Here is a 25702-nt window from a genome sequence, read left to right as displayed (position 1 = left end):
GAGCAGTCGGGCGACAGGCCATTGCGCAAGCCTGCCGCCCTCGCCTCATCGATTGACGCTGACCTTGGAGAAGTCCTGGCGACCGAAGGGGTTGGCCTGATAACCCTCTACACCCTGGCGGGTCAGAACCGAGACGGTGGGATGAGCCAGCGGTAGCCACAAGGCCTGATCGTGAATGATCTGCTGAGCCGTATGATAACGCTTGATGCGTTCCGCCTGATTGGACACCGCCTTGCCCTCGCGTATGGCTGTATCGAGCGTCTGATTGCAATAACGGGCGAAGTTAAGGCCGGATTTGACCGAAGCACAGGAGAACTGCGGTGTCAGATAGTTATCCGGGTCGCCGTTATCGCCTGCCCAACCCATGAACAGGAGGTCGTGCTCGCCATTCTTGGCGCGGCGGATCAGCTCACCCCATTCAATCACGCGGATGTCTGCTTTGACGCCAATCTTGGCCAGGTCCGCCTGCAGCATCTGGGCGCCCAGGCTGGGATTGGGGTTCAACAGACTGCCGCTGGGGCGCGTCCAGATGGTGGTGCTGAAACCCTCTTTCTGCCCTGCATCGGCCAGTAGCGACTTGGCTTTTTCCGGATCGTAGGCATACGGCGTGATGTCCTTGGCATAGCCCCAGGTAGTGGGGGGGTAGATACCGTCAGCCGGGGTTGCGCTGTTTTCAAATACAGCCTTCACATAGTTCTTCTTGTCGAACGCCAGGTTGATGGCCTGCCGGACCTTGGGATTATCAAGGGGAGCATGCTGGGTATTGATCCCTACGAAGGCGGTCATGAATGCCGGCGTCTGAACAACCTTCAGGGTCGAATCTTTCTGAGCATCGGTGACATCCTGCGGTTTGGGCGAGAGTGCAACCTGACACTCGCCACGCTTGAGACGCTGCATGCGCACAGCGGCATCGGGCGTGATGGCATAGATCAGGTTATCGACCTTGGGCTTGCCGCCAAAATAATTGGCATTGGCCTCATAACGGATGGCTGCATCTTTCTGAAAGCGGTGAAACACAAACGGGCCGGTGCCGATGGGCTCGCTGTTGAGCTGTTCGGGCTTGCCTGCCTTGAGCAGCTGATCGGCGTACTCGGCGGAATAGATCGAGGCGAACCCCATGCTCAGCGTGGGCAGGAATGTCGCATCCGGACGGTTCAGGACGATACGCACCTGATGGTCGCCAACCTTTTCCACTGACTTGATCAGGTCAGGCCACTGCATGGATTGCGCGTGGGGATAGCCACCCTTGGCGACCCCATGCCAGGGATGCTTGGAGTCGAGCATACGCTCGAAGCTGAACACCACATCGTCCGCATTGAGGTCCCGACTGGGCTTGAAGTAGTCGGTCTGGTGAAATTTCACATCCGGGCGCAGCGTGAAATCATAGGTCAGACCGTCCTGGGAGACCTGCCACCGCTCAGCAAGGCTCGGGACCAGCTCTCCGCGCGTCGGATTGAACTCCACCAGTCGGTTCATCAACACATCTGCTGAAGCATTCGTCGTGGTCAGCGAGTTATACTGCACCACATCAAAGCCGTCAGGGCTTGCTTCGGTACAGACGCTCAATGTGGCGGCCTGGGCCAGCAGCGGCGCGAACAGCAGTGGCAAAGCGGCAAAGCGCATGGGGTGCTCCTTCTGAATAGGTAGGTGGCCGTCCATGGAGCTCATGGTGCCAAGGGTCTACGCTAGACCACTGCACCGTTCATCTCAATTCAATTTCACGACGAATGGTCGAATTGTTTTGGGAAGTCCGTCTGCAACGCAGTATCCATGCGGGTCTCACCTGGTCGGCCCAATAGGTTATGTCCTTGATACATCAAGGCTCTTCTGGTATAAAACAGCGCTCTTTTTTCGGGGCATGGCTCTGTGAGTGTTGCAGAAAAGCCGACACCGCCCCGACTAAACGGAATTTTCAAACGATTCAAGCGGCCAACCCATGCCGGGTTTGGCATGTGGTTTATGAGGGCTGAGGCATGTCTAGAGTCTGTCAAGTGACCGGTAAGGGTCCGGTTACTGGGAACAATGTTTCCCACGCTAACAACAAAACCCGTCGTCGTTTCCTGCCGAATCTGCACTACCATCGTTTCTGGGTTGAGTCCGAGAAGCGTTTCGTGCGTCTGCGCGTTTCTGCCAAGGGCATGCGTATCATCGACAAGCGCGGTATTGATACCGTACTGTCCGAGCTGCGCACTCGCGGCGAAAAATTCTAAGGAGCTTCATCATGCGTGAATTGATCCGTTTGGTGTCCAGTGCCGGTACCGGTCACTTCTACACCACCGACAAGAACAAGCGCACCAAGCCCGAAAAGATCGAAATCAAAAAGTTCGATCCGGTTGTGCGTAAGCACGTGATGTACAAGGAAGCCAAGATCAAGTAATTGATCCTGTCTTTCGTGACCGCTTCGGCGGAATCACGGCACACAAAAAACCCAGCCTAACCGCTGGGTTTTTTGCTTTCTGATATCGAAAAATGGTGTGCTGAAGCCTTAGCCCTTGGGCTTGTAGGCGCAATAGCCCGGACGCGGCCCAATCTGCGGGTGGTTGCGGCACGTATCGGGGCGCTTGTCGTAGATGGTGCACAGGCGGCTCTTGCGATCCAGATAAAGGCAGTCGTTATTGGCCAGGCGGGTCAGGGTAAAGACGCCGCTTTTCTGGTTGAAGCGTTCGACAATGCCTTCCTTCATGAGGCGCTTGGCGACATTCTTGGGCGGCTCGCCCGCTTCGAACTCATCCACTACACCAATCCGGATCAGGTCCTTGATGCGGACCTCTACGGGAAGCGTGCAGCAGGTAGCCATGCAATCACGGCACAGCCCTTTGTAGTATTTGGCCCAGGTATCAAGACGGTCAAGTTCGGCCGCGGCGACCAGTTGCGGTTTTTTCATGGATCAATCAGCAGGAGAAGCGGGGCGCGGATCATACCGGGCCTGACGAGCGTTTGCTCGCCGATTGATCAATCACATACGGCGATCCGTCGCTTTTATCGCAGGGTGCGTATCCTGCCTGCGCAGCGTTAAGCGGCAGGCAGGGTAGGCAGCATCAGTGTCGGCGTCCTTTTACCAGCGCACCAATGACGAGACCGCCCAGGACAGCCAGGGCTGTGCTGGCAATCGGATGCTGAGAGGCTTGGGTGTACAGGCTGTGCTGCATCTTGGGACCGGGATTGCGGCCACTGACCTGACCGTAATTGCCTGGGGTGTAATCGGCCGAATACATCTCGCCCTCACGGTTATTGTCGGGGCGTCCGCTGGGAATGGCATTAGCCAGGAGCTTCTCGCTGATGAGGTCATACAGCTGCGGGAAGTTTTGAGCGATCTTGGTCATGGTCTTGGCGGGGCTGCCAACAAACACATCGCGTTGCGGGTGGACGGCTGCCTTCAGGATGGCTCTGGCGACGGTTTCCGGGGTATAGATGGGTGGGGGAAGCACAGGCGCACTGGACAGGTAGTTCTTGGCGTGGTCGTTGAACAGCGTGTCGATGGAGGCTGGACGGACCAGCGTCACCGATACAGGTGCCTTCTCCTTGCGCAGTTCGACCCGCAATACATCCGTCATCGCCTTGATAGCGTGTTTGCTGGCGCTGTACATGGAGTGGTAGGGAAGCGGTGCGGCGGACTCGAGGCTACCGATGTTAATGATCGAACCGCCACGCTCACGCAGGTGGGCCGCCGCGATTTTTGAGCCATATACGGTACCCCAGAAATTGGTCTCGAACAGTTGGCGGCAGTCCTCGTCGCTGACTTCCTCAACCGTGCCCCAGACGGAGGTCGCCGCGTTGTTGATCCATGTATCGAAGCCACCAAAGCGCTCCAGTGCCTTATCGGCCACCTTCTGCAGCTCGTCACGCTGGCCAACATCGGCAACAACCGTCACTACCGTATCGCCGCCTCCAAGGCTGCGCTCGATCTCCTGCAGCGCTTCTTCATTGCGTGCCGTCAGAACCAGACGGGCACCCTGCTGCGCAGCCATTCGGGCCGTCGCAAGACCGATACCACTGGAGGCACCGGTAATAACGATCACTTGCTCGTTGAGCGGTTTAAGCCTGACGTTCATGTGTCCTCCTTTCTGTGAGGAAAAGAAACCGAGCACAGTCGCTGGCTGTGTCGGGTATTCACATCAGTAGAAGGTCAGGCATTCAGCGAGGTTCCTTGTTTCCGGGAACCGACTGTCGATCAATCGTGAAGGATCGCAACCGTTTATGGCAAAAAACGGCTGTTTTCGTGCTAACGGCTTCGCGCGTTGCTGTCGAGGCCAGGATTACTCGACGAACGTGACCTGTCCGCCTTCCAGCGATTTCACCCGAGCCAGGGACTCGACACGGTACCCTTGTTTCTCAAGCTCCTGACGGCCGACCTGGAAGGACTTCTCGATCACGATGCCTAGTCCGGCGATGCTGGCGCCAGCCTGCTGGATGATGGAGATCAGTGCCTGGGCCGCCTTACCGTTGGCCAGGAAGTCATCAATGATCAGGACGTGGTCGTCGCTGGACAGATGCGTCATGGAGATCGCGATGGTGCTCTCGACACGCTTGGTGAACGAGTAGACCGTGGAGGTCAGCAGGTTGTCGGTAAGCGTCAGGGACTGATGCTTGCGAGCGAAAATCACCGGCACATCCATCTTCAGACCAGTCATGATGGCGGGCGCGATGCCAGAGGCCTCGATCGTAACGATCTTGGTCACGCCTGCATCGGCGAACCGGCGGGCAAACTCGTCGCCAATTTCACCCATCAGGCTCGGATCGATCTGATGGTTTAGAAAGGCATCGACTTTCAGTACTTGGTCGGAAAGAACTTGGCCTTCAGCCTGGATCTTGCTTTTAAGGGTGTCCACACAGGTGTCCTTCAAAGGCGATCAGAGACGGTAAAAAAATACTGTCAACGCCTTGGTAAGAGGCGCTGCTGATCGAAATCGTTTAAGGGGAAAAGACAATTTTGCCGGATATTAAGACGTATCGACATACCACTAATAAAAAACAGCAGTAATTTTGCTTCATCTCATCGTTTTTTGGCGTTATTACGCCTGCAGATCACCTCTGAATTGACTCTGTGCATGGATTGTTTACAGCACACCGCCCATGTTGAAAGCCAGCGTGATACAACCGCTTTATCGAAAAGGCGCGTACCGCTTCGATGGCCTAAAGATTTCTTGCATGACAACACCGGCTTGCTCACTCTTTAGCGATTACACCCATTTCCTGGAAGCGCTGTGATCGAGCAAACTCTGGCCGATGTGTTCGGCTATACCTCTTTTCGCCCTGGCCAGGGTCAGGTAGTTCGTACCGTCATGGCTGGCCGTTCGGCTGCTGCTATCTTTCCAACCGGCTCGGGTAAGTCGCTGTGCTATCAATTGCCCGCCTTGCTTCTGCCACACCTCACCCTGGTCATTTCGCCTCTGCTGGCCCTGATGCAGGACCAACTTGCGTTTCTGAAGGCCCGCGGGATCGCTGCTGCCAGTATCGATTCGGCACAGCGCCGTGAAGATATCCAAGCCACCATGGCCAGAGCCCGCTCCGGTGAACTGAAGATTCTGATGATCTCGGTAGAGCGGCTTAAGAATGAACGCTTTCGCCAGTTTATCGCCCAGGTACCTATTTCCCTGTTGGTAATCGACGAAGCCCATTGCCTATCCGAGTGGGGCCATAATTTTCGTCCTGACTACCTTAAGCTCCCTGATTATCAACGTGATTTCAGGATCCCTCAGGTCTTGCTGCTAACTGCGACGGCAACGCCTCGGGTTATTGCAGACATGCAGGCCCGCTTTGGAATCGCTCATGACGATGTGGTGACGACCGGCTTCTATCGCTCCAATCTGGACTTGCAGGTCGAACCTGTCAGCGGGGAAGACAAACGACGTTATTTGCTGGATTGGATTGCGCCGCGGGCCAGTCAATCCGGCATTGTTTATGTCACGCAGCAGAAAACAGCCGAGCAGCTGGCGGATGAGTTGGTACGTGCCGGGATTCGTGCCGGGGCTTACCACGCTGGTCTGCCTCATGAACGGCGCGACAGCATTCAGCAGCAGTTCATGGCCGGCACACTGACCTGCATTGTGGCCACCATCGCCTTTGGCATGGGAATCGACAAGCGCGATATCCGTTACGTAGTGCATTACGACTTGCCCAAATCAATCGAGAGCTATAGCCAGGAAATCGGTCGCGCCGGACGTGACGGTGAGCGCTCCGAGTGCCTGGTACTGGCTAACCGCGATGCCTTGAATGTGCTGGAAAATTTTGTTTATGGTGACACACCGGAGCTGAGTGGTATCCGCAGCGTTCTTAAGGACTTGCAGGCGGCGCCGAAAGGCGAATGGGTATTGCAGTTCAACAGCCTGTCCGATCAAAGTGACATTCGCCTGTTGCCGCTCAAGACCTTGCTCGTACAACTGGAGCTTCAGGGCCTGATTGCACCGCAATACAGTTATTTCGCTGATTATCGTTTCAAATACCTTCGTGAGCCTGAAGCCTTGATTGAACGATTTGAAGGTGAGCGTCGGCAATTTGTTGAGGCTATTGTCGAAACCTCTGTTCGGGCGCGTACCTGGTGCACGGTCAATTTTGATCAGTTGCACCGTGAGTATCGCGCTGAACGTAGCCGGGTAATCACTGCGCTGGAGTGGTTTCACGAGCAAGGCTGGATTGAGCTGGAAAGTAAGCAGATGACTGAGGTGTATCGTCGCTTACAGGCTGCAATCGATGTCGAGACACTAGGCGCTACGTTGCATCGGTACTTCCAGGAAAAAGAGCAGGCCGAGGTTGCGCGAACCCACGCCATGCTTGATCTATTCGCCAGTGACCGTTGCCTGAGCCACCGTCTGGCTGAGTGGTTTGGTGATACGCAGGCGCCTGAGCAATGCGGGCATTGCTCCGTCTGCCGCGGCACGGTGGCAGTTCTTCCAGCCCCGGCCGCCTTACCGCCTTTGGATAGGCAAAACCCTGAAACGCTATGTGGCGCCTTTCGGGAGCACTATATGGCCTCCCGGGGAGACGTACCCAGTGTTGAGTCCATGACACGGTTCCTATGTGGCCTCAACACACCCGCCTTCACTCGACTCAAAGCCAGAAGCTTGCCTGGTTTTGCTGCGCTGGAGGCTTATCCCTATGCGGAAGTAAGAGCCTGGCTGGCCCAGGCCGGCTTTAACGTCAAATGATGACGTGCCCGTGATGAGATCACTGCGTCTGCCCATAACAGACGCAACTGTGCCACGGCTGTCCTGTCATGAGGCTTGAGGGCTCGTTGCCAGGCTAGTCGCGCCCCTCCAGCGGGGTGAGAGTCGATAGGGTGTGCCTGAATCAACGGCTTACGCGGTCCGGCAGCCTATGGGCATTACTCTGTGGTGCAGGGCAGCTTGATTCAGGTGTGATCCATCCTGTTTTGCGCCGCCATAAGGGGTCAGTACTTGCATCGCTGACGAAGGCCGTATAGAACGCAGCTTTTGCTGCTGAATAACCCTCTAATGATCACTTCTGCTGCATCCTTCAGACCTGAGGCCCACGTCCCGCTGGTGTTTCTTCCCGGACTTCTGTGCGATGCCGCCTTGTGGCGTTTGCAAGCCGAAGCGCTGGCCGACGTGGCCGATACGCACATTGCCGACCTGACCCGTGACGGAAGCATTCAAGGCATGGCGAGACGGGTACTGGCCGAGGCACCGGCCCGGTTTGCGCTGGCGGGGTTGTCCATGGGGGGATACGTGGCGTTCGAGATCATGCGACAGGCGCCGGAGCGGGTCATGCGGCTGGCGCTTGTCGACACCATGGCCAGCCTCGATGCCCCTGAGCGTACCCGCCAGCGGGTCGGCATGAAGGCCCTGGCCGAGCGTGGGCGCTTCTTGGGAATCAGCCCTCAGCTGTTGCCAAACCTGATCCATCCAAGCCGGATCGGTACGCCGGTTGCCGATGAGGTGATCGCCATGGGCAAGCGGGTAGGGCGCGATGCGTTTCTACGCCAGCAGCAGGCCATTATCGATCGTCCGGATTCGATTCCGACCCTGGCGAGCATTACTGTGCCGACCCTGATTGTCGTGGGTGAAAACGACAAGCTCACGCCTGTGGCTGAGGCGCAGAAGATGCACGCCGGCATCCCGGGCTCATGCCTGGAAATACTGCCCGAGTGCGGTCATCTGCCGCCGTTGGAGTGGCCGGAGCGAACTACCGAGCTGCTGAGGAGCTGGCTGCACGGCCTGTGAAACTTCCCACCCGGATAGCCCTTCGAATCTGTTATACCTATCGGGGGAATAGCTATGGGTTCCACACGCTCTACCTACAATGCGGTGCTGTTTGCCTTGAGTCTTGCGCCCGCGGTGTCGGCGCTGAGTATGCCCGCCCAGGCGGGCGAGCCGGATCGGTTGTTCTTCAAGGATGACGGACGTATTCCCAACAGCCCATTCCCGGTGTTGGTCTATCGTGCCGTACCGCTTGAGGGTAAGGACAACGCCGCGGCCTTCGAAGCGTTGTTTGCTGCGAACGGCTGGCCACCGCAATGGCGGGCCGGCATCTTCGACTATCACCATTACCACTCGACTGCTCACGAGGTGCTAGGTGTGGCATCCGGGCACGCGCGGATCATTCTGGGAGGCGAGTCCGGCCAGGAGCTAACGGTGGAGGCAGGGGATGTGCTGGTGTTGCCCGCCGGAACCGGGCACTGCCGCATCGAGGAAAGCGATGACTTCGTGGTCGTTGGGGCCTATCCGCGCGGGCAGGAGGACTATGATATCCAGCGTGCTAATGCCGCCACTCATGATGCCTCGGTTACTCGTATCGCCCAGGTGCCTATGCCTGAGGCCGATCCGGTCACAGGCAAGGACGGCGTACTGCTTAAGGCATGGCGTCTACAGCAGTGATCAGAGCAAGGCTTCGACTTGCAGGCAACGAAAACACACTTCATCGCCATGGTGCTGAAGGATGATATGTCCCTCTGTAAGACCAAAATCAGGATTGTGTTTGAACTTACTCTGGCTGATGGCCTCACGCAGGGCAGTATCGTATAGATCGTAGCGTAATACACATCGTCCAGCGAGCCAGTGTTCAACGTGGTTTTCGCGAACGATGAGTTGGCCGCTCATGAATTCGCCGGGCTGAATCGGAGTGGGCTCGGTAGGTGCCAATAGCTGATAAAGCGCGCCATGGGTGGTGAGCGGATTCTGCCCGTCCGGGTGGCTGGCATTGTCCAGGAGCTGCATCTCTGGGCCGCCCTGCCAGGATTCGGGCCAGGATTCGGCAACCCGGTACAGCACCCCGGCATTTCCACCCGCCGCCAGGCTGAATTCAAACGTCAGGGAAAAGTTTCGATACGATTGCCGGGAGATTAGATCGACTCGCGCGGCAGCAGGATCGGCACGCAGGATTCCGTTGTCGTCTTTCCAGCTGCCAAGCGGGAAGTCTTCACCTTGATAAGCCCGCCACTGATGGGCATCGAGTACCTCGATCATGGTGTTGCGCCTCCTGTAAAGCGATACGCCTGACCATAAGACTGGCATCCCGTCTGTCCGGTTCAGAGCCGTAAACCCGATGGGCGTCATCGCAGCGGATTGAACCGGCTTCCTGACAGGGCAGTCCGTTGAAGACACCTCCAACAATGTCGGGGCATCAACATGGCGCATGAATCACCTGTAGTCGTCATCACGGGCGGCACGGCCGGTATCGGTCGCGCAACCGCTCACTATTTTGCTCAAGCGGGTTACAAGGTCGCAGTCATCGCCCGGGGCGAGCAGGGGCTGACTGAGACGGTTGCCGAGCTGGAGGCCTTGGGTGCCAAGGCGTTGGGCTGCAAGGCTGATGTGGCTGATGCCGCCCAGGTCGAGCAGGCCGCGGAGCGTGTGGAAACAGAACTCGGACCGATCAACGTCTGGGTCAATGCCGCCATGACTACGGTTCTTGGGGCTTTTGGCTCGATGACGCCGGAAGAGTACCGCCGCGTGACGGATGTGACCTACCTGGGCTGCACCTACGGCACCATGGCGGCTCTCAAGCGCATGAAGGTGCGGGACCGTGGCACTATCGTGCAGGTCGGCTCGGCGGTGGCGTACCGTTCGATTCCACTGCAATCGGCCTATTGCGGTGCCAAGGCGGCCATTCGTGGATTTACTGATTCCCTGCGCAGTGAGCTGATCCATGACAAGAGCCGTGTCCGGCTTACCATGGTTCACCTGCCAGCCCTCAACACGCCGCAATTCGACTGGGCCCGCAACAAGTTGGGCAAGCGCGGCCAGCCACTGCCTCCCATCTATCAGCCCGAAGTCGCAGCACGGGCCATCTTTGATGCCGCCATGCGTGCGCCCCGCGAGATCTGGCTGGGCAAGACCACAATCCAGGCCATCCTGGGCAATATGGTGGCGCCAGGGCTTCTGGATACGGTCATGGCTAAGCAGGCCTACAGCGGGCAGATGACCAACGAGCCGGAAAACCCCGAGCGGGCAGATTATCTGTTCGAGCCGGTCGAGGGGTTGCACCGCACCCACGGGCGCTTCAACCAAAAGGCCAGCAACAAGGCCGTTTCGGTGGATTCGGATATCGTCAGCATGGTGGCCCTTGTGGCTGCGGGTGCCGGACTAATGGCGTTGGCCAAGCTGCGTCGCCTGAAGCCCTTCTAAATGCCTGTGCGGAGGCATAAGGCTCCTGCAGACGCAGAGGCTCACGAACGAGTCGGCCATCTATTTTCAGATATTGAGGACCTTCTCGCCGAGTGAGCCTGTCTAGGTCAGTAAGCACCCATTCCGCTTACAGCCGATCTAGGGAGGTTCTCATGGCGATGACCGTCGGTGATTTCATAGTCGAACGCTTGTACCAGTGGGGCGTACGCCGCATCTATGGCTACCCGGGTGACGGGATCAATGGTGTCTTTGGCGCACTGAACCGTTCGAACGAGAAGATCAAGTTCATCCAGGCCCGCCATGAGGAAATGGCCGCCTTCATGGCGGCAGCCGATGCGAAATTCACCGGGGAACTGGGCGTCTGCATCTCTACCTCAGGCCCTGGTGCCTCGCACCTGCTGACCGGCCTTTATGATGCCCGCATGGACCACGTACCGGTGCTGGCCATCTGCGGACAGCAGGCCCGCACTGCCCTAGGCGGCCATTACCAGCAGGAGCTGGATCTGGTCTCCATGTTCAAGGACGTAGCGGGTGCGTTCGTACAACAGGCTTCGGCGCCGTCCCAGGTTCGTCATCTGGTGGATCGTGCGATTCGTACGGCGGTAGGTGAGCGGCGTGTCACGGCCATCATCCTGCCCAATGACATTCAGGAGCTTGAGTACTCCGATCCGCCCCACAAGCACGGCACCATCCACTCCGGTGTGGGCTACAGCAAGCCCAAGGTTGTACCCTACGAGGCTGATCTGCAACGGGCCGCCGACGTCCTCAATGCGGGCGAGAAGGTTGCCATCCTGGTGGGCGCCGGTGCTCTGGGTGCAGCAGATGAGGTAATCGCAGTAGCCGAAAAACTGGGTGCCGGCGTAGCTAAGGCGCTGTTAGGTAAGGCTGCGCTTCCTGATGCACTGCCCTGGGTGACAGGCTCCATTGGCCTGCTCGGCACCGAGGCGAGCTATAAGCTGATGAGTGAATGCGACACGCTCCTGATGATCGGTTCCGGCTTTCCTTATTCCGAATTCCTGCCTGAAGAAGGCAAGGCCCGCGGCGTGCAAATCGATCTGAAGGCCGACATGCTCAGCCTGCGCTATCCCATGGAGGTGAACCTTGAAGGTGACTCGGCCGAGACCCTGCGCGCCCTGTTGCCGCTGCTGCGCGAGAAGACAGATCGCGCCTGGCGCTCGTCCATCGAAAACTGGCGCAAGGACTCGGACGAGACGCTCAAGGCCCGTGCACTCACGGATGCCAAACCGATCAATCCACAGCGGGTGGCCTACGAGCTGTCGCCGCGCCTGCCGGATCGCGCCATCGTGACGAGTGACTCGGGCTCCTGCGCCAACTGGTTTGCCCGCGATGTCCAGATGCGCCGCGGCATGATGTGCTCGTTGTCCGGTGGCCTTGCCTCCATGGGCGCGGCAGTGCCATATGCCATCGCCGCCAAGTTTGCCCACCCGGACCGCCCGGTGGTGGCCCTGGTGGGTGACGGTGCGATGCAGATGAACAACATGGCCGAGCTGATCACGGTAGCGAAATACTGGCGCGAGTGGGGCAACGGCAAGTGGATCTGCGCCGTCTTCAACAATGAAGACCTGAACCAAGTGACCTGGGAGCAGCGGGTCATGAACGGCGATCCCAAGTTCGAAGCCTCGCAGAACATTCCGGATGTGCCCTATCACCAGTTCGCCGAGTCCATCGGTCTCAAGGGTATCTATGTCGACAACGCCGACCGGGTAGCTTCCGCCTGGGAAGAGGCACTCGCCTCCGAGCGTCCAGTCGTTATCACCTTCAAGACCGATCCGGATGTGCCACCGCTGCCGCCGCATTTCACTATCGAGCAGGCTAAAAGCTTTGCCTCATCGCTTCTGCATGGCGATCCGAACGAAGGCGGCATCATCAAGGAAACGGCCAAGCAGGTACTTAATTCAGTGCTGCCCGGACGCAAGAACAAGGACAAGTAGGACCGCCGTTTCGGCGCTGCCAATAGACCGGGGCGTGTAGCGAATGCAGCGCCCCGATCTATTGGGAAGATGGATAAAGCAGAACGATACCCGTCGCCTGATTAGCAGGGCACAGTCCTTGCGTAAGGAAATACGTGGTCACAGTCACGTTTTCCCGGTTCACAGTAAGGACATTGCATGCCTGTTCGTTTTGCCCCTGCGTTCCTGAGCGTCGCCCTTGCGCTCTCTACAGCCTCCCTGTTTGCCGCAGACGCCAAGCCCGGCGTCGTCATCTACGCCACTGGCGGCACCATTGCCGGCAGCTCGGCCTCCAGCACCGATACCACTGACTACGACGCCGGTAAGCTGGGTATCGAAACCCTGATCAAGGCTGTGCCGGAGCTGAATCAGGTGGCTACGGTAACAGGCGAGCAACTCGCCAACATGCCCAGTCAAGACATGGACCAGAAGACACTGCTGAAGCTGTCAAAAACGATCAGCCAAAAACTGGAAGACCCGGCAGTCCATGGCGTGGTCGTAACCCATGGTACCGATACGCTGGAAGAAACGGCTTTCTTCCTCGACCTGACCGTCAAAAGCGAAAAGCCCGTGGTAGTGGTGGGAGCGATGCGCCCTGCTACAGCTGTAGGGGCCGACGGGCCCATGAACCTGCTCGAGGCGGTCAGTCTGGCAGCCAATGACAAGGCCAACGGCCGTGGCACCCTGGTCGTTCTGAACGACCGCATCGGCTCGGCCTTCTATACCACCAAGACCAACTCCATCACGCCCGACACCTTCCGCGCGGCCGAGCAGGGCTACCTGGGCGGTTTTGTCGGCATTACGCCCCGGTTCTACTATTCTCCTGCCACACCGACCGGCAAGAGGCATTTCGATGTCTCCAAGCAGGAAAGCCTGCCCAAGGTAGTGATCCTGTACAGCTATCAGGACCAGGACAGTGCACTCATTGACGCCGCGCTCAAGGATGGTGCAAAGGGCATTGTGATCGCCGGTACAGGTAACGGCTCCATCCCGACGCGTACCAAGGAGACGGTCAAACGGCTCATGGAGCAGGGCATTCCCGTGATTCGCTCCACCCGTACCGGCTCTGGATTCGTCAGCAAGAAGGAAGAGGGCATTGGCAGCGGCTTTTTCAATCCTCAGAAGTCACGCATTCTCCTGTCGCTGGCCCTCGCAACCGGAGCGGACATGGCCACTATCGAGCGGTATTTCAGCGCGGAGGAATAGGGCGCGGTTGTGGCCGATGTGGCAGGTCAGGTTGGCATATGCGAGAGGGGTATCGCTTCGCCTATCCTCTGTATGTGCCACTCACCGGCCTCGTTACAAACCGCTTCGTAGGATGGGTTGAGCAGAGTGATACCTATCAGGCCCTAAGCCACTGGCCTTGTGCCGGTTGCCGTCTTAAGGCGTACAAATACTTTAAGAAACCTGGATTACATGCTTTATGAGCAGCCAAACCCATCCATAGATACTATGGACTATCTGCTTCATACGTCTCGTTTAAACAAGAGCGGCAGCAAGCGCATATGGTGTGCATCTCTGAACGATCTACCTGGCGGCACTCTGATTGAGATCGATGAGCAATGCCTGCTTCTCTAGCGAGGTCGTCAGTGGGAGTGATCTTTCATAGGCTACCAACTCGCCGCACAGCCCTTATCCATTGAAAGCGAGGTAGCCACATTGAGCCTGAGCTTATCAGAAAGCTTTTTGCGACAGGATTGAGCGAAACCTTACAGGTTGAGGTATCTCATTTCTTGGTCGTTTAGATACCATAAAGACGTGACCATTGTCGTGAGGGTCAAGAAATGTAGTCTGTAAACTACATTTCTATTATTTCAATCATGGACGATTAAAAGCATGGCTGCATCTGCACGTTTGGGAGACACGCATGTCTGCCCAATACCAGGCCACGGAACCTCACCTATTACATCCAGCTCACTCGATACCCTGATTAACAGCTTAGGTGCTGCACGAGTCGGTGATATTGCTGGTTGTGGTGCCATTATTACGAGCGGCTTTCCTAGCATCATAATCAACGGCAGGCCCCTCGCTTATCTAGGTAGCCCTACTGACCATGGGGGAACTATCTTCACTGGAAGCGCCGATGTGCTGGGCGGCTTTAGAATGGGTGGAAGTGGTCTGGTAGTTGATTTCGCCAAATTAGGCGCTATCAGTACCAACGGACAGGTAGATGATAATTTGATAGCGGCTTTAGCTGTTGATCCTGACCTTGAAAGCAAGGCGAAGGCAGCAGATGCGCTTATCAATGTAGACGCTCATCAAAAAAACCAACTCACACGTTCAGAAGAAGGCCCTCAAACTATCTGCAATGATCCTGACTCCGCAGTACCGATAGCTGAATATATGGCTGGAGAAATGAATCAGAACCTTTCCAGCCCAGCTGTCAAAGATATGCGTGAGCTTAATACTTATAATCCATTTGAGGCGGAGCGTAAGTATCGTGAGTTGCCAATTTATGCCCGTCTAGGTCCTACACCTGACTTCTCTTCTTTAGCCCTACGTAATAAAGCAGCCGCCTATACAATGTGGGCTAAAAATGTCGGGCAAAATGCACAATGGGATCATAAGCCAATTATCTCAAAGCGGTTCGGTGGCGTCTGGCAAAAATACAGTGACCATGACTACTACTACGACATTTGGTCAAATATCCATTATGGATACATTGGAATGGCCGCTGGCTTTACTGAAAGTGAATTGCTAGATGGCGCAGGCCTTGAGCAGATTGGCTCAGATACGCTACGTCAGGGAATAGGAATATTCAGTGGTAAAAAAACACCAGGCCCTCACCGATATACTGGAGCAGAAGGACTTCGCGGTTGGGATGATGTTAACGATCAGACCTCTATAGCGCTCGGGATTAAGCTTTATAAAACGCAGCCTAATGGTGGAATTACAGCGCAATTGCTACTAGATGAAATAGAAAAAATAGGAAGTGGTTGGGGAGAAGGGTACCGTGCGCATCAGTGCTGCTATTAAATATGGAGTTATTTTAGCTGGCTTACTAACACTCCTGGTTTTAACAAACTGGCCTGCCGTAACCATTCACTACAGTGATAATGCTAAAGCCCCGCTAGGCTACATTTTGAATATCGAGCACTCGATTTCTAAAGGGAGTTTGCCTCCTGGCGAAGAGATATCGGGCCCTGTTCCCTTGTTTCCTGGCGAAGATTACTTCTTCCGTTTCGATTGGCATGTAGAGGGTCAGTGGAGCTGCTTTACAGCTCCCTCATCCTGGCGGTCAGTAGATATTTATCTAGACGCTAATGGCCATATCGATACGCATAGGACGCTTAGTCGAAATTACAGACAATGCGATAATTAGAACTCAATATGCTTGCAGCCCATAGGATGGGTTGAGCAGAGCCATACCCATCATTTCATTCTCACAAGACACCCGTCGAGCTAGGCATTCCGCCAGGCTAAACCCTCTCCGGGCTGTCCTTCATACCGAACGCTTCGCCATCGTGTTCGGTCTACCGCTTTCCCGACCACCTCCAGTCGGGCTGTTCAAATAATGATCAATACGCCTAGGAGCAAGCATGCCTGCGAGTGCTTCACATCCCCGTCGCGCCTTTATTTGGGTGGCCTGTGCCTTTCTGATCACCATGATGGGTACCACACTGCCCACGCCGCTGTATGTGTTTTATCAACGGGAGATGGGCTTTGGCGAAACATGGGTGACGCTGATCTTTTCCATTTATGCCGCAGGTGTGATTGCAGCGCTGCTGATAGCAGGAAGCTGGTCGGATCAGCTGGGGCGGCGGCAGATGCTCTTGGCCGGCATTGCCCTGTCGGCCGTTAGCACGGTGATGTTTTTGTTCAGCCACAGTATCGGTGGGCTGATGCTGGCACGGCTGTTCTCCGGTTTTTCCGCCGGTATTTATACCGGTACGGCCACTGTGGCCGTCTTGGAGCTAGCGCCTGAGCCGTGGCGCAATGTCTCGACCCTGGTGGCTACGGCTTCCAACATGCTCGGGTTGGGGTTGGGCCCTCCGGTAGCAGGCATCCTATCGACGTATCTGCCCTATCCAACGCATCTGGTGTTCAGCCTGTACCTGATCTTATTGGTTGTTGCAGCAGTGGGTGTGCTGTTGGCACACGAGACGGTCCAGCGCCCGGCTAAGCCGAGGTTACGAATACAGAAGCCTCATCTGCCGCGGGAGGTGCGAGCCCTGTTTATCCCGGCTGCCCTCTCGGGGATGGCGGGTTTTAGCGTGGCGGGGCTGTTTACGGCCGTCGTGCCGGCCATTATGGGCCAAGTCATGGGGCATACCCATGGCGTTACCATTGGCGCGGTTATCTGCCTGCTGTTTGTCTCATCCATCATCGGGCAGGCATTGCTGAAAAAGCTGCCCGCACACTTACACATGACGATTGGCTGCATTGCCCTATCACTGGGCACGGCCACTATTGGTGTCAGCATTGCTACTGCACAGGTCGGGTTTCTGCTCTTGGGAACGGTAATCGCAGGAGCGGGCCAAGGCATCGTGTTTCGAGCCGGTATGAACGCCGTGACAGGTGCCAGCCCGCGGGAGCACAAGGCAGCTGTAACCTCAACGCTCTTTGTGACCTATTACGTGGCGATGTCGGTGCCGGTGATTGGCGTAGGGGTATCGGCGGAGGCATTCGGGCTACGGCAGACAGGAGAATTCTTTGCCGCCGTGGTGACGCTGGTGCCGCTTCTCGCGATGGTGATCATGTGGATCGTGCAGTCCCGCCAGCGCGAGACTGGCAGGGCGTAGGGGAGACGGCCCAACCTCATGCGGTTGGGCCATGCCAAGCAGCGTCAGTGGTCGTGGCGCTGCTGGTAAGGGTAGAAGCGGTGCTCGCGCAGCTCGTGCTCGATCTTCTCCAGGCTCTTGCCACGGGTTTCAGGCACGAAGCGCCAGATGAAGACCAGAGCCAGCAACGAGATTCCGGCATAAACCCAGAACGTATGGGCCGCGCCCAGCCACGTCACCAGACTTAGGGTAGTCAGCGTGACGACCAGATCGAAGAACCAGTGGCTGAAGGCCCCAACACTGGCGCCCTTGCCGCGCACGAACAGCGGGTAGACTTCCGAGTTGATCAGCCAGATGCACACACCGAAGCCGCCGCAGTTGAACATCAGGTAGGCCGCCAGACAACCCACGACCAGCCAGCGCTGCACGTCAGTGGTGGGGCCTGTACCCTGGAACAGGTAGCCCATGATGGCCAGCGCAATGATCGAGCCGGGGATCAGGATCAGCAGGTAGCGACGGCGGCCGATGCGGTCCACCAGGAGGCTGCCGATCACGGTCATGATCACCACCAGGATGGTGCTGCAGCCTGTGGCTAGAACCGCTGTTTTATCGGAAAAGCCTGCCTGAGTCAGAATGGTCGGTGCGTAGTAGACGAGTGCGTTATTGCCGGTGATCTGCGAAAACATGGAGATACAAGCGCCCACCAACAGCGCCGGGCGAACCCAGGGCTGGAGCAGGTCCCGCCAGGTGCCTTCTGGTGCATCGCTCACGGTCTTGATTTCGGTCAGCTCCCGGCGGGCAGCCGCCTCATCACCACGGACGCGCACCAGGACCGCCAGTGCGTCCTGCTCGCGTCCGCGGGACAGGAGCCAGCGTGGACTTTCAGGCAGTACCGACATACCGGCGAGCAGGATCACGGCCGGAACCACGCCCAGCGCAAACATCCAGCGCCAGTGCTCGTCCAGCGCAAAGCCGGTGAAATAGGCGACGGTAATGCCGCTGACCACCATGAACTGGAACAGTACCACCAGCTTTCCGCGATGCTGTGGCGGGGCCACTTCGGCAATGTAGACCGGAATAATCTGCGTCGAGCTGCCGGCACTCAGGCCAAGCAGAAAGCGCGACAGGATCAGCAGCGTCACGTTGGGCGAGACGGCCGATAGAATCGACCCGAGCGCGAATACTATGCCCACCAGGATGATGGTTCGGCGTCGGCCGAGTCGATCGGAGATCGGGCCGGTGCCCAGGCAGCCAAACAGCGCACCAAAGATGATGGCGCCCGTGACGAGCTGCTTGAGGGTGTCATTCAGCGCGAACTCACGGCCAAGGCCGAGCAGGGCGACGCCAATAATCCCAGTGTCGTAACCGAAGAGAAGGCCACCCAGGGCGGCAATGATTGCGATGAGAAGGACGAGGCCTTTACGCGCCGGAGCGACAGGGGCCGAGAGGGTGAGCGTGGGAGATTCCATGTGATGCTGCCTGCTTTTATTGTATCCAGACGCGCCTGCCAGAGCAGGCGAACCGCTAAAAGACTGCTCTGACGCCACAGGGTTCAGAAACAAATTGTCATCAAACGGGATTCGATCACCTTTTTGCGCAATCGTTTCAGCAAAAACAGCTAGCGAAGCGGTATTGGCGATATCGATGGAATGAATCAGTACGCTTGATTGGATAAATGCGCAGCTATCCTTTACGTTCTGCACCACGATTTCCAAACGGCCGTTGCGGCTCCAAACGCTTGTGCTGGCCTGACTTTTATTTAAAGGAACGCAGTATGAATATCCTTGAAACCATCAATGCACGTCGCGCTATCCGTCATTACGATGCTTCTCAGCGGATGACCGAGGACGAGCAGCGCCAACTGCTGAGCCATGCCCTGCTGGCGCCGACGTCGTTCAACCTGCAGCATGTGCGTCTGGTAGCAGTGACAGATCCGGCGCTGCGTCAGCAGATTCGTGCGGTAGGTTGGGATCAGGCCCAGATCACCGATTCCTCGTTGCTCGTCATCGTGTGTGCCGATGTTGCCAGCTGGGAAAAGAATGCCGCCCGTATCTGGAGCGAAGCACCCCAGGCCGTGCAGGATTTCATGGTGCCCGCCATCGACGCGTACTACCGTGACAAGCCCCAGACCCAGCGTGACGAGGCCATGCGCAGCACCGGCCTGGTGGCCCAGACGCTAATGCTCGCTGCCAAGGGCATGGGCTATGACAGCTGCCCTATGGTCGGCTTTGATTTCGAGGCCGTTGGCCAGCTGATCAATCTGCCGGGCGACCATGTCGTCAGCCTGATGATTTCCGTCGGCAAGGCCGCCGAGCCGGCGCATGCGCGCACTGGCAAGCTGCCCTATGACGAAGTGGTCATTCGCGACCGCTTCTAAGCCGTCCGTTATCAGGTGCCTGTTCTTCGTGATCAGGCGCCTGTGATGGGGACCGCTGCGTTCAACCATCCTGTGTATGAAAGTTGGATAGCCATCCGCCTCTTCAGCAAGACACCTTCGCCACACCAACCGATGATCGGTTGCAACCTCCCGCTGCGATTACCGGACTAAGCTAAAACAGCATTCATCGGTATTTCCTGGGAGGGACTCAAGATGATTACCGGTATTCCTGCACACACCTGCCGCCTGGCCAACTACAGCACCCTGCTTGCGGCCAATGAGCTCTGGTGCGCTGATCAGGCTCCTCTTAATGACTTGGACGAAGCCGACGGCGAACTGGAGGATCTCGATCCCGAGACTCGCAGCCTGCCGGTGGAAGATCGCAAGAAGTTAATGGACGAATGATTTGCCGCCCCTTTGGCGTCCTGCCACGGGTGTCAATCGACTAACGGTCACGTTCTTCATGAGCTGTACGTGACCCTACAGTTGACCTCATAACCCCTCGCAACACACTATCCCGTCCTCTGGTGCGAAGCCTTCTCTTCGTATAGCCCATTAAAACTATAAGGACGTCCCTATGTATCTCTCTGCGCCTTGCCTGTTTGCTCCGTCCTGTATGACGTACGAGTAATCGGCCACCCCTGCGCCTGTTTCACACCTTCCCGTCTGCTTTCCCTCCTGTACCTGCAGTATGAACATGCCGACGGGCGGATTTTTGAGCTACTTCTGACGGCTCGCCTCCTGTTATCAGTACCCAAGCCATGACCGCAATGACCCATGCAACCGACGCATCGCCCCCGGGGCGCTCCGATTCACAGGCCCGCAAGGCCGCCCTTGGCAGTTTTGTCGGGGCGGTTGTGGACTGGTATGACTTTCTGCTCTACGGCATCGTGGCGGCGCTGATTTTCAACAAGGAATTCTTTCCCAACGTAAGCCCGGCCATGGGGACATTGGCTGCTTTTGCCACGTTTGGCGTGGGCTTTCTGTTCCGTCCCCTGGGTGGTTTTATATTCGGTCACTACGGCGACAAGCTTGGCCGCAAACGCATGCTAGTGTTGACGGTCATGCTCATGGGCATTTCGACCGCCCTGATTGGCCTGTTGCCGACTTATGCGAGCATTGGCTGGTGGGCACCTGTGCTGTTGGTTATTTTGCGTGCAATCCAGGGGTTTGCCGTAGGCGGCGAGTGGGGCGGCGCGGCCCTGATGGCCGTGGAGAGTGCACCTCCGCTCCGGCGTGCCTTCTACAGTAGCGGCGTGCAGGTAGGCTTTGGCGTAGGGTTGATCCTGGCTACGGGCAGCGTATCGCTACTTAATCATTTTTTGAGCGATGAAGCCTTTCACAGCTGGGGCTGGCGCCTGCCGTTCCTGTTTAGCATCGTGCTTGTGCTGATTGCCTTATGGGTGCGCTCCAGCATGGAAGAATCCCGCGAGTTCGTGCGTGAGGTCAGACAGGCTCACAAGGCCGTCAAGCTGCCCATCGTGGAAGCGCTACGTCGCCATCCACGCGCGTTCCTCCTGATCATCGCACTGCGTATGGCTGAATTGTTTACCATGTACATCGTGACGACCTTTGCGCTCAGTTATTCGACTGCCAACCTGGGCCTTTCCCGCGAGCTGTTCCTGAATATCGGCCTGCTGGTGGGTGCCATCAGCTGCGTAACCATTCCCTGCTTCGCCTGGCTGGCGGACCGCTATGGGCTGCGCCGTATCTACCTGATCGGCGCCACGATTGGTGTGCTCTCGGCTGTGCCCTTCTTCCTGGCCCTGGAAGCGCGCTCGATTGGCTGGATTGTGTTCTTTGCCGTCATGCTTGCCAACATGGCCCATGACATGATCGTCAGCGTGCAACAGCCGCTGTTCACGGAAGCCTTTGGTACCGAGTATCGCTACAGCGGGGCCGGTGTCGGTTATCAGGTTGCCAGCGTGGTTGGCGGCGGCTTTACACCGTTCATTGCCGCCTCGCTGGTCAGTGCCAATAACGGGTCCTGGCATCTGGTCGCGGCGTATCTGGCTGGCGGCTGCCTCGTGTCTTTACTCGTAGCGGCACGGATGCGCCACCGGTAAGTGGTTGCAACCTATCCCCGAGTGGCTGGACTAAACAAAAGAGCCCAGCCATGAGGATATGCCGATGCTGACGCACCCAAGCCCTTCAGCGTTCACGCCTGATCCGGCCGTTATAGGCCTCTATTGTGCTGATCAGGCGCCTTTGAACGACCTCGACGAAGCCGATAGTGAGCTGGAAAGCGAGCTTGATCCCGAGACCCGCCCGGAAGACCTGCCTGAGGAAGCGCGCGAAAACCTGGAAGAGCCAGCCAAGATTCCTGGCCCGATTCCGGACCCCGGCCCGCTGTAGGAAAACCTAACCGACGGCGAGGCTCAGTGTGGCCTCGTCCCGATGAAAATGCAGGAATGACCCTTTATAGGCTTCGCCGGTACTCAGTACACAGTCTGCTCGCGTACTCCGATACGAGTATTCCAGCTCCTCCATCTCACGGCAGAAGCTGGAACGCTGGCGGCGGTCCGGGTCGACAATGATGATGTCCACTTCATCCGCCGAGTGCCGGTCAATGAAGTCGGCCAGGATGGCAGGCTGGTCGCGCTCGTAGATCAGGTCACTGCCGATGATGAGATCGAACTGGCCCAGGTCCAGGTCGGTTCTGCCCCAATCTGCCGCCTGGTATTTGATCGGCCCCAGGTTGTTGAGCCGCAGATTCTCGTTCAGAAAGGTTGGGATCAACGGATGGTAATCACTCACCGTCATGTTGCCGCCCCGGCTATGCACCACGAGGCTGGCCAGCGCGAGACCTGCCCCCAACTCCAGGATACGTTTGCCCTTGAGATCAATGGTCTGCATGGCCGTAGCCAGTACATAGCTTGAGGGCCAGACCTGACCAAACAGCGGCCAGCTTTCGGGCGAGATGCCCAGCAGCTCCGCTTCGCCGTTGGGATCATAGTATTGCTGATGGTCTTTTAGGGATTGGATGTGAAAATCCACATCACCAACGGTGACGGTTTGATATTTGATTCGATAACCGGACATGCTGATCCATTAGGTTGGATGATGTTGGCGTCAAGACAGGGCTTGATCGAACAGGCACCACTCTGAAAGAGCAGCAGTACAGGACGAAGGGCTTGCCATTGAGGCGATAGCGGCAAACAGCCGACTTTAAAAAACGCAGGCAATAAAAAAGCCCCGCTAGGCGGGGCTTTTTGGATCAGGCGTCTTAGACGACTTGAACCTGATCAGCCTGCATGCCTTTCTGGCCCTTGACGGCCACGAAAGAAACGCGCTGACCTTCGCTTAGGCTCTTGAAGCCGGCGCTTTCGATCGAACGGTAATGAACGAACAGGTCAGGACCGCTCTCAGGCGTGATGAAGCCGAAACCTTTCTCATCGTTGAACCACTTGACGGTACCCGTTTGGCGAGTAGACATGATGTATCTCCAAGGTAAAAGTAAGACTGCGGCGCTGAACCGTTCAGGCCGAGACTGAGATGCGAAAGTAAAACGAGCCAAGGAGATGAAACGTGAAGCAGTACATCAAGCCAGGGTATCGAAGTGACAATTGCAGAGCAGTGACGTCACCATACGCGCTTTTGAGCCGTTGTATACCTTTATTTTCCGGCAAGCAGCGGCAGTAGGCACAATTCTCTTATTTATCAACGCTCTGCCTGTTTAATTATTTTTGTGTTCTCGCCTTCTATTACCGGGCCCCCGTTCAGAGCTCAACCGCTACCTGTGTAATGCCATAGCCAAGCCGTTCTGCAAACTCTTCAAGAAAGGTGGGCTGAAAGACGGCTTTTGCCCAGCCGTTGAAAATAAAGCCTAGATTGGAAAAGCCGCAGGGCTGCAGGAACAGGAACCCGTTGATGTCATCTTCGTGTCCACATTCGGGGCAGCGAAAATTATCGGTATGGCCGGGCATCCAGTCTTCCAGGCTATCGAACAGCGCCTCACCGATCTCCTGGCGGCACTCCGGGCAGCCGGCCTCCTCCTTGAATCCCTTGTCCGGCGTAAAGATGCAGCGGCGAGTGATGATTTCCAGTCCGTTGACAGGATGACCGAACGGCAGACGTTCGGGGTATTTGACCACCCGTTCGGCACCTGGAGCAATGCCATAGGCCATGCCCTGCGAGCCGCGGCCGCAGGTCGTTACCTGTTCCTGCACGATGCCCCTGCGTATCAGCCAGCGCAGCGCGCTCAATGCCTTGGCCTCATGGCCCGGCAGGGTGGAAATGGATGGAACAAGGATGAGCTGGTTATCGTACATACGTGCGGTCTGTGTAAGGGCTGGGAAGACGCGGCCTGAACAGGGTTACATTCACGTTCGGGTCTTAAAACAACAAACCGTTATTTTCGCTCAGATCGACCCGTTGTACAGGAGATGTTATGTATGCGCCGAGGCAGAGGGAGTTATGGCAGCTGGCAGAGCGAACATAAGCGACAGGCATAAAAAATCCGGAACCCCGCAGGATTCCGGATTGATCGAATTCAGCAGTGTTCAGGCGTCTCTACAAAAGAGAGCCAAAGCCTGCCAATGATGCTTACTTACCGACAGTCTTGCCTAGGAACCAGGCGCGCTCTTCGGCTTGGTCGATCCATTCTTCCAGCAGGCTGGTGGTCGCCACGTCATTACCATCGCTGGTCAGGGTGTGGGTAGTGCGCATGAACGCAGCCAGCGCCTGGTTATCGGCATGCAGCTCTTCCAGCATCTGCTCAGCGGTTAGGTCTTCAGCTTCGCTGCTGGCCAGACGCTTTTGCTGCACCATCTGCTCCAGAGAGCGAATGGTAGGCTGACCAATCTTGCGTGCACGCTCGGCCATGGGGTCAGTCATGGCGAACAACTGGGTTGCCTGCTCTTCCAGCAACAGGTGATAGTCGCGGAAGTGGGTGCCGTGCATGTGCCAGTGGTAATTCTTGGTCTTGATATACAGGGCGAAGACATCCGACAGCAGGACACTTAGCGCCTTACCAATTTCACCCTGTTGAGTCAAGGTAGCGTCCTGACCAGTGGACGCGCGGGCATTAATGGTTTCAACGGATTTCAGTTCTTGCTTGGCATTTGCAGTAGCCATATCTAGACCTCTCTGTTGAGAACGATACAAAGGCCATCATTAAGGCCGTACATAGCTTGTATATATGTGAACTCTAAAGGCTAGGATAGTTCATTATAGTTATAATTTTTTAGCTCAATTTCTTGGCTAAAGGCTGCGGTTGCTTTAGCGCTATTCTTTGTAAATTATTTTTTACTTCTGAAGTCAGTGGTTCGTGCTTCTCTAATTACGCTTAAATTATTTATTATAAATAGAGGAGCTTTAGCTTAGTTGGTAGGTAGAAGCTATATACTTCTCCATGCTTTAGGAAACTTGCAGATAATTTAAATTTATTAAAGCTAGAGATGAGCAGGCCAAAAATCTTTAGATATTAAGTTGATATGTTCGATTAGTAAATTAACGCATTGATCAATAGTCAGTATCTCGGTGTTAAGCAACAGGTCAGGCTCTATAGGTGGTTCATAAGGTGAGCCGATGCCTGTAAAATCTTTGATAAGCCCCATTCTAGCTTTTTTATAAAGACCTTTGCAGTCTCTTTTTTCGCACGTATCTAAACTAGTATTTACATATACCTCATAAAAGCGTGATTTCCCAATAATTTCTCTTGCTAGTAATCTGTCTTTAGCTAAAGGTGAAATAAAGGCACTTATAGTTATTAGGCCTGCATTGTTCATTAAGTTGGATACTTCTGCTACGCGTCTTATGTTCTCAGAGCGATCTTCTTCACTAAATCCTAGATCTTTACAAAGCCCATGCCTAAGGTTGTCTCCATCTAATACAAAGGCTAGTTTATTTATATTCAACAAGGCTTTTTCTAAAGCAAAGGCGATAGTAGATTTTCCTGATCCGCTAAGGCCTGTGAGCCAAATGGTGACAGGCTCTTGACGTAGAATGTTAGACCTAATGCGAGGTAGGACTAAACTGTTTTGCCAGACAATATTTTTATCTTTTATCATAAAACCAAAATTTAAAATAAAGTTGTATAAATGGGTTTCT

Annotated in this window: 25 protein-coding genes; 14 read left to right on the top strand and 11 right to left on the bottom strand. The window is 56.2% G+C overall.

What is annotated here, in order from left to right; translation table 11 throughout:
* Window positions 1–45: 45 nt before the first annotated feature.
* A complete protein-coding gene (locus tag QWJ10_RS08455; protein ID WP_289925487.1) occupies window positions 46–1623 on the bottom strand; it encodes an ABC transporter substrate-binding protein in 1578 nt (525 codons plus the stop codon).
* A 350-nt stretch (window positions 1624–1973) separates the two neighbouring features.
* Here QWJ10_RS08455 and rpmB point away from each other — a divergent pair, with 350 nt between their 5' ends.
* Both rpmB and rpmG read left to right on the top strand, forming a co-directional pair.
* A complete protein-coding gene (rpmB, locus tag QWJ10_RS08450) occupies window positions 1974–2210 on the top strand; it encodes a 50S ribosomal protein L28 (RefSeq protein WP_010796458.1) in 237 nt (78 codons plus the stop codon).
* Between the two features lie 11 nt (window positions 2211–2221).
* Window positions 2222–2377 (top strand): 50S ribosomal protein L33, encoded by a 156-nt coding sequence (rpmG, locus tag QWJ10_RS08445; RefSeq protein WP_010796459.1) that lies wholly within the window; start codon window positions 2222–2224, stop codon window positions 2375–2377.
* 108 nt (window positions 2378–2485) lie between these two features.
* Here rpmG and QWJ10_RS08440 read toward each other — a convergent pair whose 3' ends face one another.
* From QWJ10_RS08440 to xpt, 3 genes are all read right to left on the bottom strand, one after another.
* Window positions 2486–2884: a YkgJ family cysteine cluster protein gene (locus QWJ10_RS08440; RefSeq protein WP_289925482.1), complete on the bottom strand. Its 399-nt coding sequence runs from the start codon at window positions 2882–2884 to the stop codon at window positions 2486–2488.
* A gap of 154 nt (window positions 2885–3038) precedes the next feature.
* A complete protein-coding gene (locus QWJ10_RS08435; RefSeq protein WP_289925481.1) occupies window positions 3039–4052 on the bottom strand; it encodes an SDR family oxidoreductase in 1014 nt (337 codons plus the stop codon).
* Window positions 4053–4256: 204 nt separating this feature from the next.
* Window positions 4257–4829 carry a xanthine phosphoribosyltransferase gene (gene xpt / locus QWJ10_RS08430; RefSeq protein WP_289925479.1) on the bottom strand — a complete coding sequence of 191 codons (573 nt, stop codon included), beginning with the start codon at window positions 4827–4829 and terminating at the stop codon, window positions 4257–4259.
* Window positions 4830–5207: 378 nt separating this feature from the next.
* Between xpt and QWJ10_RS08425 the strand changes: the two genes are divergently transcribed.
* From QWJ10_RS08425 to QWJ10_RS08415, 3 genes are all read left to right on the top strand, one after another.
* A complete protein-coding gene (locus QWJ10_RS08425; protein ID WP_289925805.1) occupies window positions 5208–7145 on the top strand; it encodes a RecQ family ATP-dependent DNA helicase in 1938 nt (645 codons plus the stop codon).
* Between the two features lie 306 nt (window positions 7146–7451).
* Entirely contained in the window at window positions 7452–8180 is a 729-nt protein-coding gene (locus tag QWJ10_RS08420) for an alpha/beta hydrolase (protein ID WP_289925478.1), read from the top strand.
* A 129-nt stretch (window positions 8181–8309) separates the two neighbouring features.
* On the top strand, window positions 8310–8834 hold the full coding sequence (locus QWJ10_RS08415; RefSeq protein ID WP_289925803.1) for a cupin domain-containing protein: 525 nt from the start codon (window positions 8310–8312) through the stop codon (window positions 8832–8834).
* Here the strand turns inward: QWJ10_RS08415 and QWJ10_RS08410 are convergent, their stop codons facing one another.
* Window positions 8835–9422, bottom strand: coding sequence for a DUF1080 domain-containing protein (locus QWJ10_RS08410; RefSeq protein ID WP_125888090.1), 588 nt, complete (start codon window positions 9420–9422; stop codon window positions 8835–8837). It abuts the gene before it with no gap.
* 162 nt (window positions 9423–9584) lie between these two features.
* On the opposite strand from QWJ10_RS08410, the gene QWJ10_RS08405 reads away from it, so the two are divergent.
* The 5 genes from QWJ10_RS08405 (at window position 9585) to QWJ10_RS08385 (ending at window position 17295) form a co-directional block, all read left to right on the top strand.
* Window positions 9585–10583 (top strand): SDR family oxidoreductase, encoded by a 999-nt coding sequence (locus QWJ10_RS08405; protein WP_010796467.1) that lies wholly within the window; start codon window positions 9585–9587, stop codon window positions 10581–10583.
* Window positions 10584–10735: 152 nt separating this feature from the next.
* Entirely contained in the window at window positions 10736–12535 is a 1800-nt protein-coding gene (locus tag QWJ10_RS08400; protein WP_289925472.1) for a thiamine pyrophosphate-requiring protein, read from the top strand.
* A gap of 177 nt (window positions 12536–12712) precedes the next feature.
* On the top strand, window positions 12713–13759 hold the full coding sequence (locus QWJ10_RS08395; protein WP_289925470.1) for an asparaginase: 1047 nt from the start codon (window positions 12713–12715) through the stop codon (window positions 13757–13759).
* A gap of 630 nt (window positions 13760–14389) precedes the next feature.
* Window positions 14390–15529, top strand: coding sequence for a polymorphic toxin type 44 domain-containing protein (locus tag QWJ10_RS08390; RefSeq protein ID WP_289925468.1), 1140 nt, complete (start codon window positions 14390–14392; stop codon window positions 15527–15529).
* A 563-nt stretch (window positions 15530–16092) separates the two neighbouring features.
* Window positions 16093–17295 (top strand): MFS transporter, encoded by a 1203-nt coding sequence (locus QWJ10_RS08385; protein WP_289925466.1) that lies wholly within the window; start codon window positions 16093–16095, stop codon window positions 17293–17295.
* Window positions 17296–17339: 44 nt separating this feature from the next.
* Here QWJ10_RS08385 and QWJ10_RS08380 read toward each other — a convergent pair whose 3' ends face one another.
* Complete coding sequence (locus QWJ10_RS08380; RefSeq protein ID WP_289925464.1) at window positions 17340–18977, bottom strand: sugar porter family MFS transporter; 1638 nt, start codon at window positions 18975–18977, stop codon at window positions 17340–17342.
* 71 nt (window positions 18978–19048) lie between these two features.
* Here QWJ10_RS08380 and QWJ10_RS08375 point away from each other — a divergent pair, with 71 nt between their 5' ends.
* The 4 genes from QWJ10_RS08375 to QWJ10_RS08360 all read left to right on the top strand — a co-directional run bounded on the left by QWJ10_RS08375 (window position 19049) and on the right by QWJ10_RS08360 (window position 22006).
* Window positions 19049–19651 carry a nitroreductase family protein gene (locus QWJ10_RS08375; protein ID WP_289925462.1) on the top strand — a complete coding sequence of 201 codons (603 nt, stop codon included), beginning with the start codon at window positions 19049–19051 and terminating at the stop codon, window positions 19649–19651.
* A gap of 213 nt (window positions 19652–19864) precedes the next feature.
* The gene (locus QWJ10_RS08370; RefSeq protein ID WP_010796474.1) at window positions 19865–20056 is read left to right on the top strand and encodes a hypothetical protein; all 192 of its coding nucleotides are present in this window, start codon (window positions 19865–19867) and stop codon (window positions 20054–20056) included.
* Window positions 20057–20412: 356 nt separating this feature from the next.
* Window positions 20413–21717 (top strand): shikimate transporter, encoded by a 1305-nt coding sequence (shiA, locus tag QWJ10_RS08365; protein ID WP_125888096.1) that lies wholly within the window; start codon window positions 20413–20415, stop codon window positions 21715–21717.
* 64 nt (window positions 21718–21781) lie between these two features.
* A complete protein-coding gene (locus QWJ10_RS08360) occupies window positions 21782–22006 on the top strand; it encodes a hypothetical protein (RefSeq protein ID WP_010796476.1) in 225 nt (74 codons plus the stop codon).
* A 6-nt stretch (window positions 22007–22012) separates the two neighbouring features.
* Here the strand turns inward: QWJ10_RS08360 and QWJ10_RS08355 are convergent, their stop codons facing one another.
* The 5 genes from QWJ10_RS08355 to cysC form a co-directional block, all read right to left on the bottom strand.
* On the bottom strand, window positions 22013–22693 hold the full coding sequence (locus QWJ10_RS08355; protein ID WP_074821209.1) for an SAM-dependent methyltransferase: 681 nt from the start codon (window positions 22691–22693) through the stop codon (window positions 22013–22015).
* Window positions 22694–22877: 184 nt separating this feature from the next.
* Complete coding sequence (locus tag QWJ10_RS08350; protein WP_010796478.1) at window positions 22878–23087, bottom strand: cold-shock protein; 210 nt, start codon at window positions 23085–23087, stop codon at window positions 22878–22880.
* A 283-nt stretch (window positions 23088–23370) separates the two neighbouring features.
* Window positions 23371–23922 carry a sugar ABC transporter ATPase gene (locus QWJ10_RS08345; RefSeq protein ID WP_289925459.1) on the bottom strand — a complete coding sequence of 184 codons (552 nt, stop codon included), beginning with the start codon at window positions 23920–23922 and terminating at the stop codon, window positions 23371–23373.
* 274 nt (window positions 23923–24196) lie between these two features.
* A complete protein-coding gene (locus tag QWJ10_RS08340) occupies window positions 24197–24727 on the bottom strand; it encodes a DNA starvation/stationary phase protection protein (RefSeq protein WP_010796480.1) in 531 nt (176 codons plus the stop codon).
* Between the two features lie 317 nt (window positions 24728–25044).
* Entirely contained in the window at window positions 25045–25662 is a 618-nt protein-coding gene (cysC, locus tag QWJ10_RS08335) for an adenylyl-sulfate kinase (protein ID WP_289925801.1), read from the bottom strand.
* Window positions 25663–25702: the final 40 nt, after the last annotated feature.

It is taken from the genome of Pseudomonas sp. WAC2 (assembly GCF_030403525.1).
Taxonomy (GTDB): Bacteria; Pseudomonadota; Gammaproteobacteria; order Pseudomonadales; family Pseudomonadaceae; genus Chryseomonas; species Chryseomonas luteola.
The sequence above is the reverse complement of the archived record's forward strand: the minus strand, read 5'-3'. Positions and strand labels throughout refer to the sequence as shown.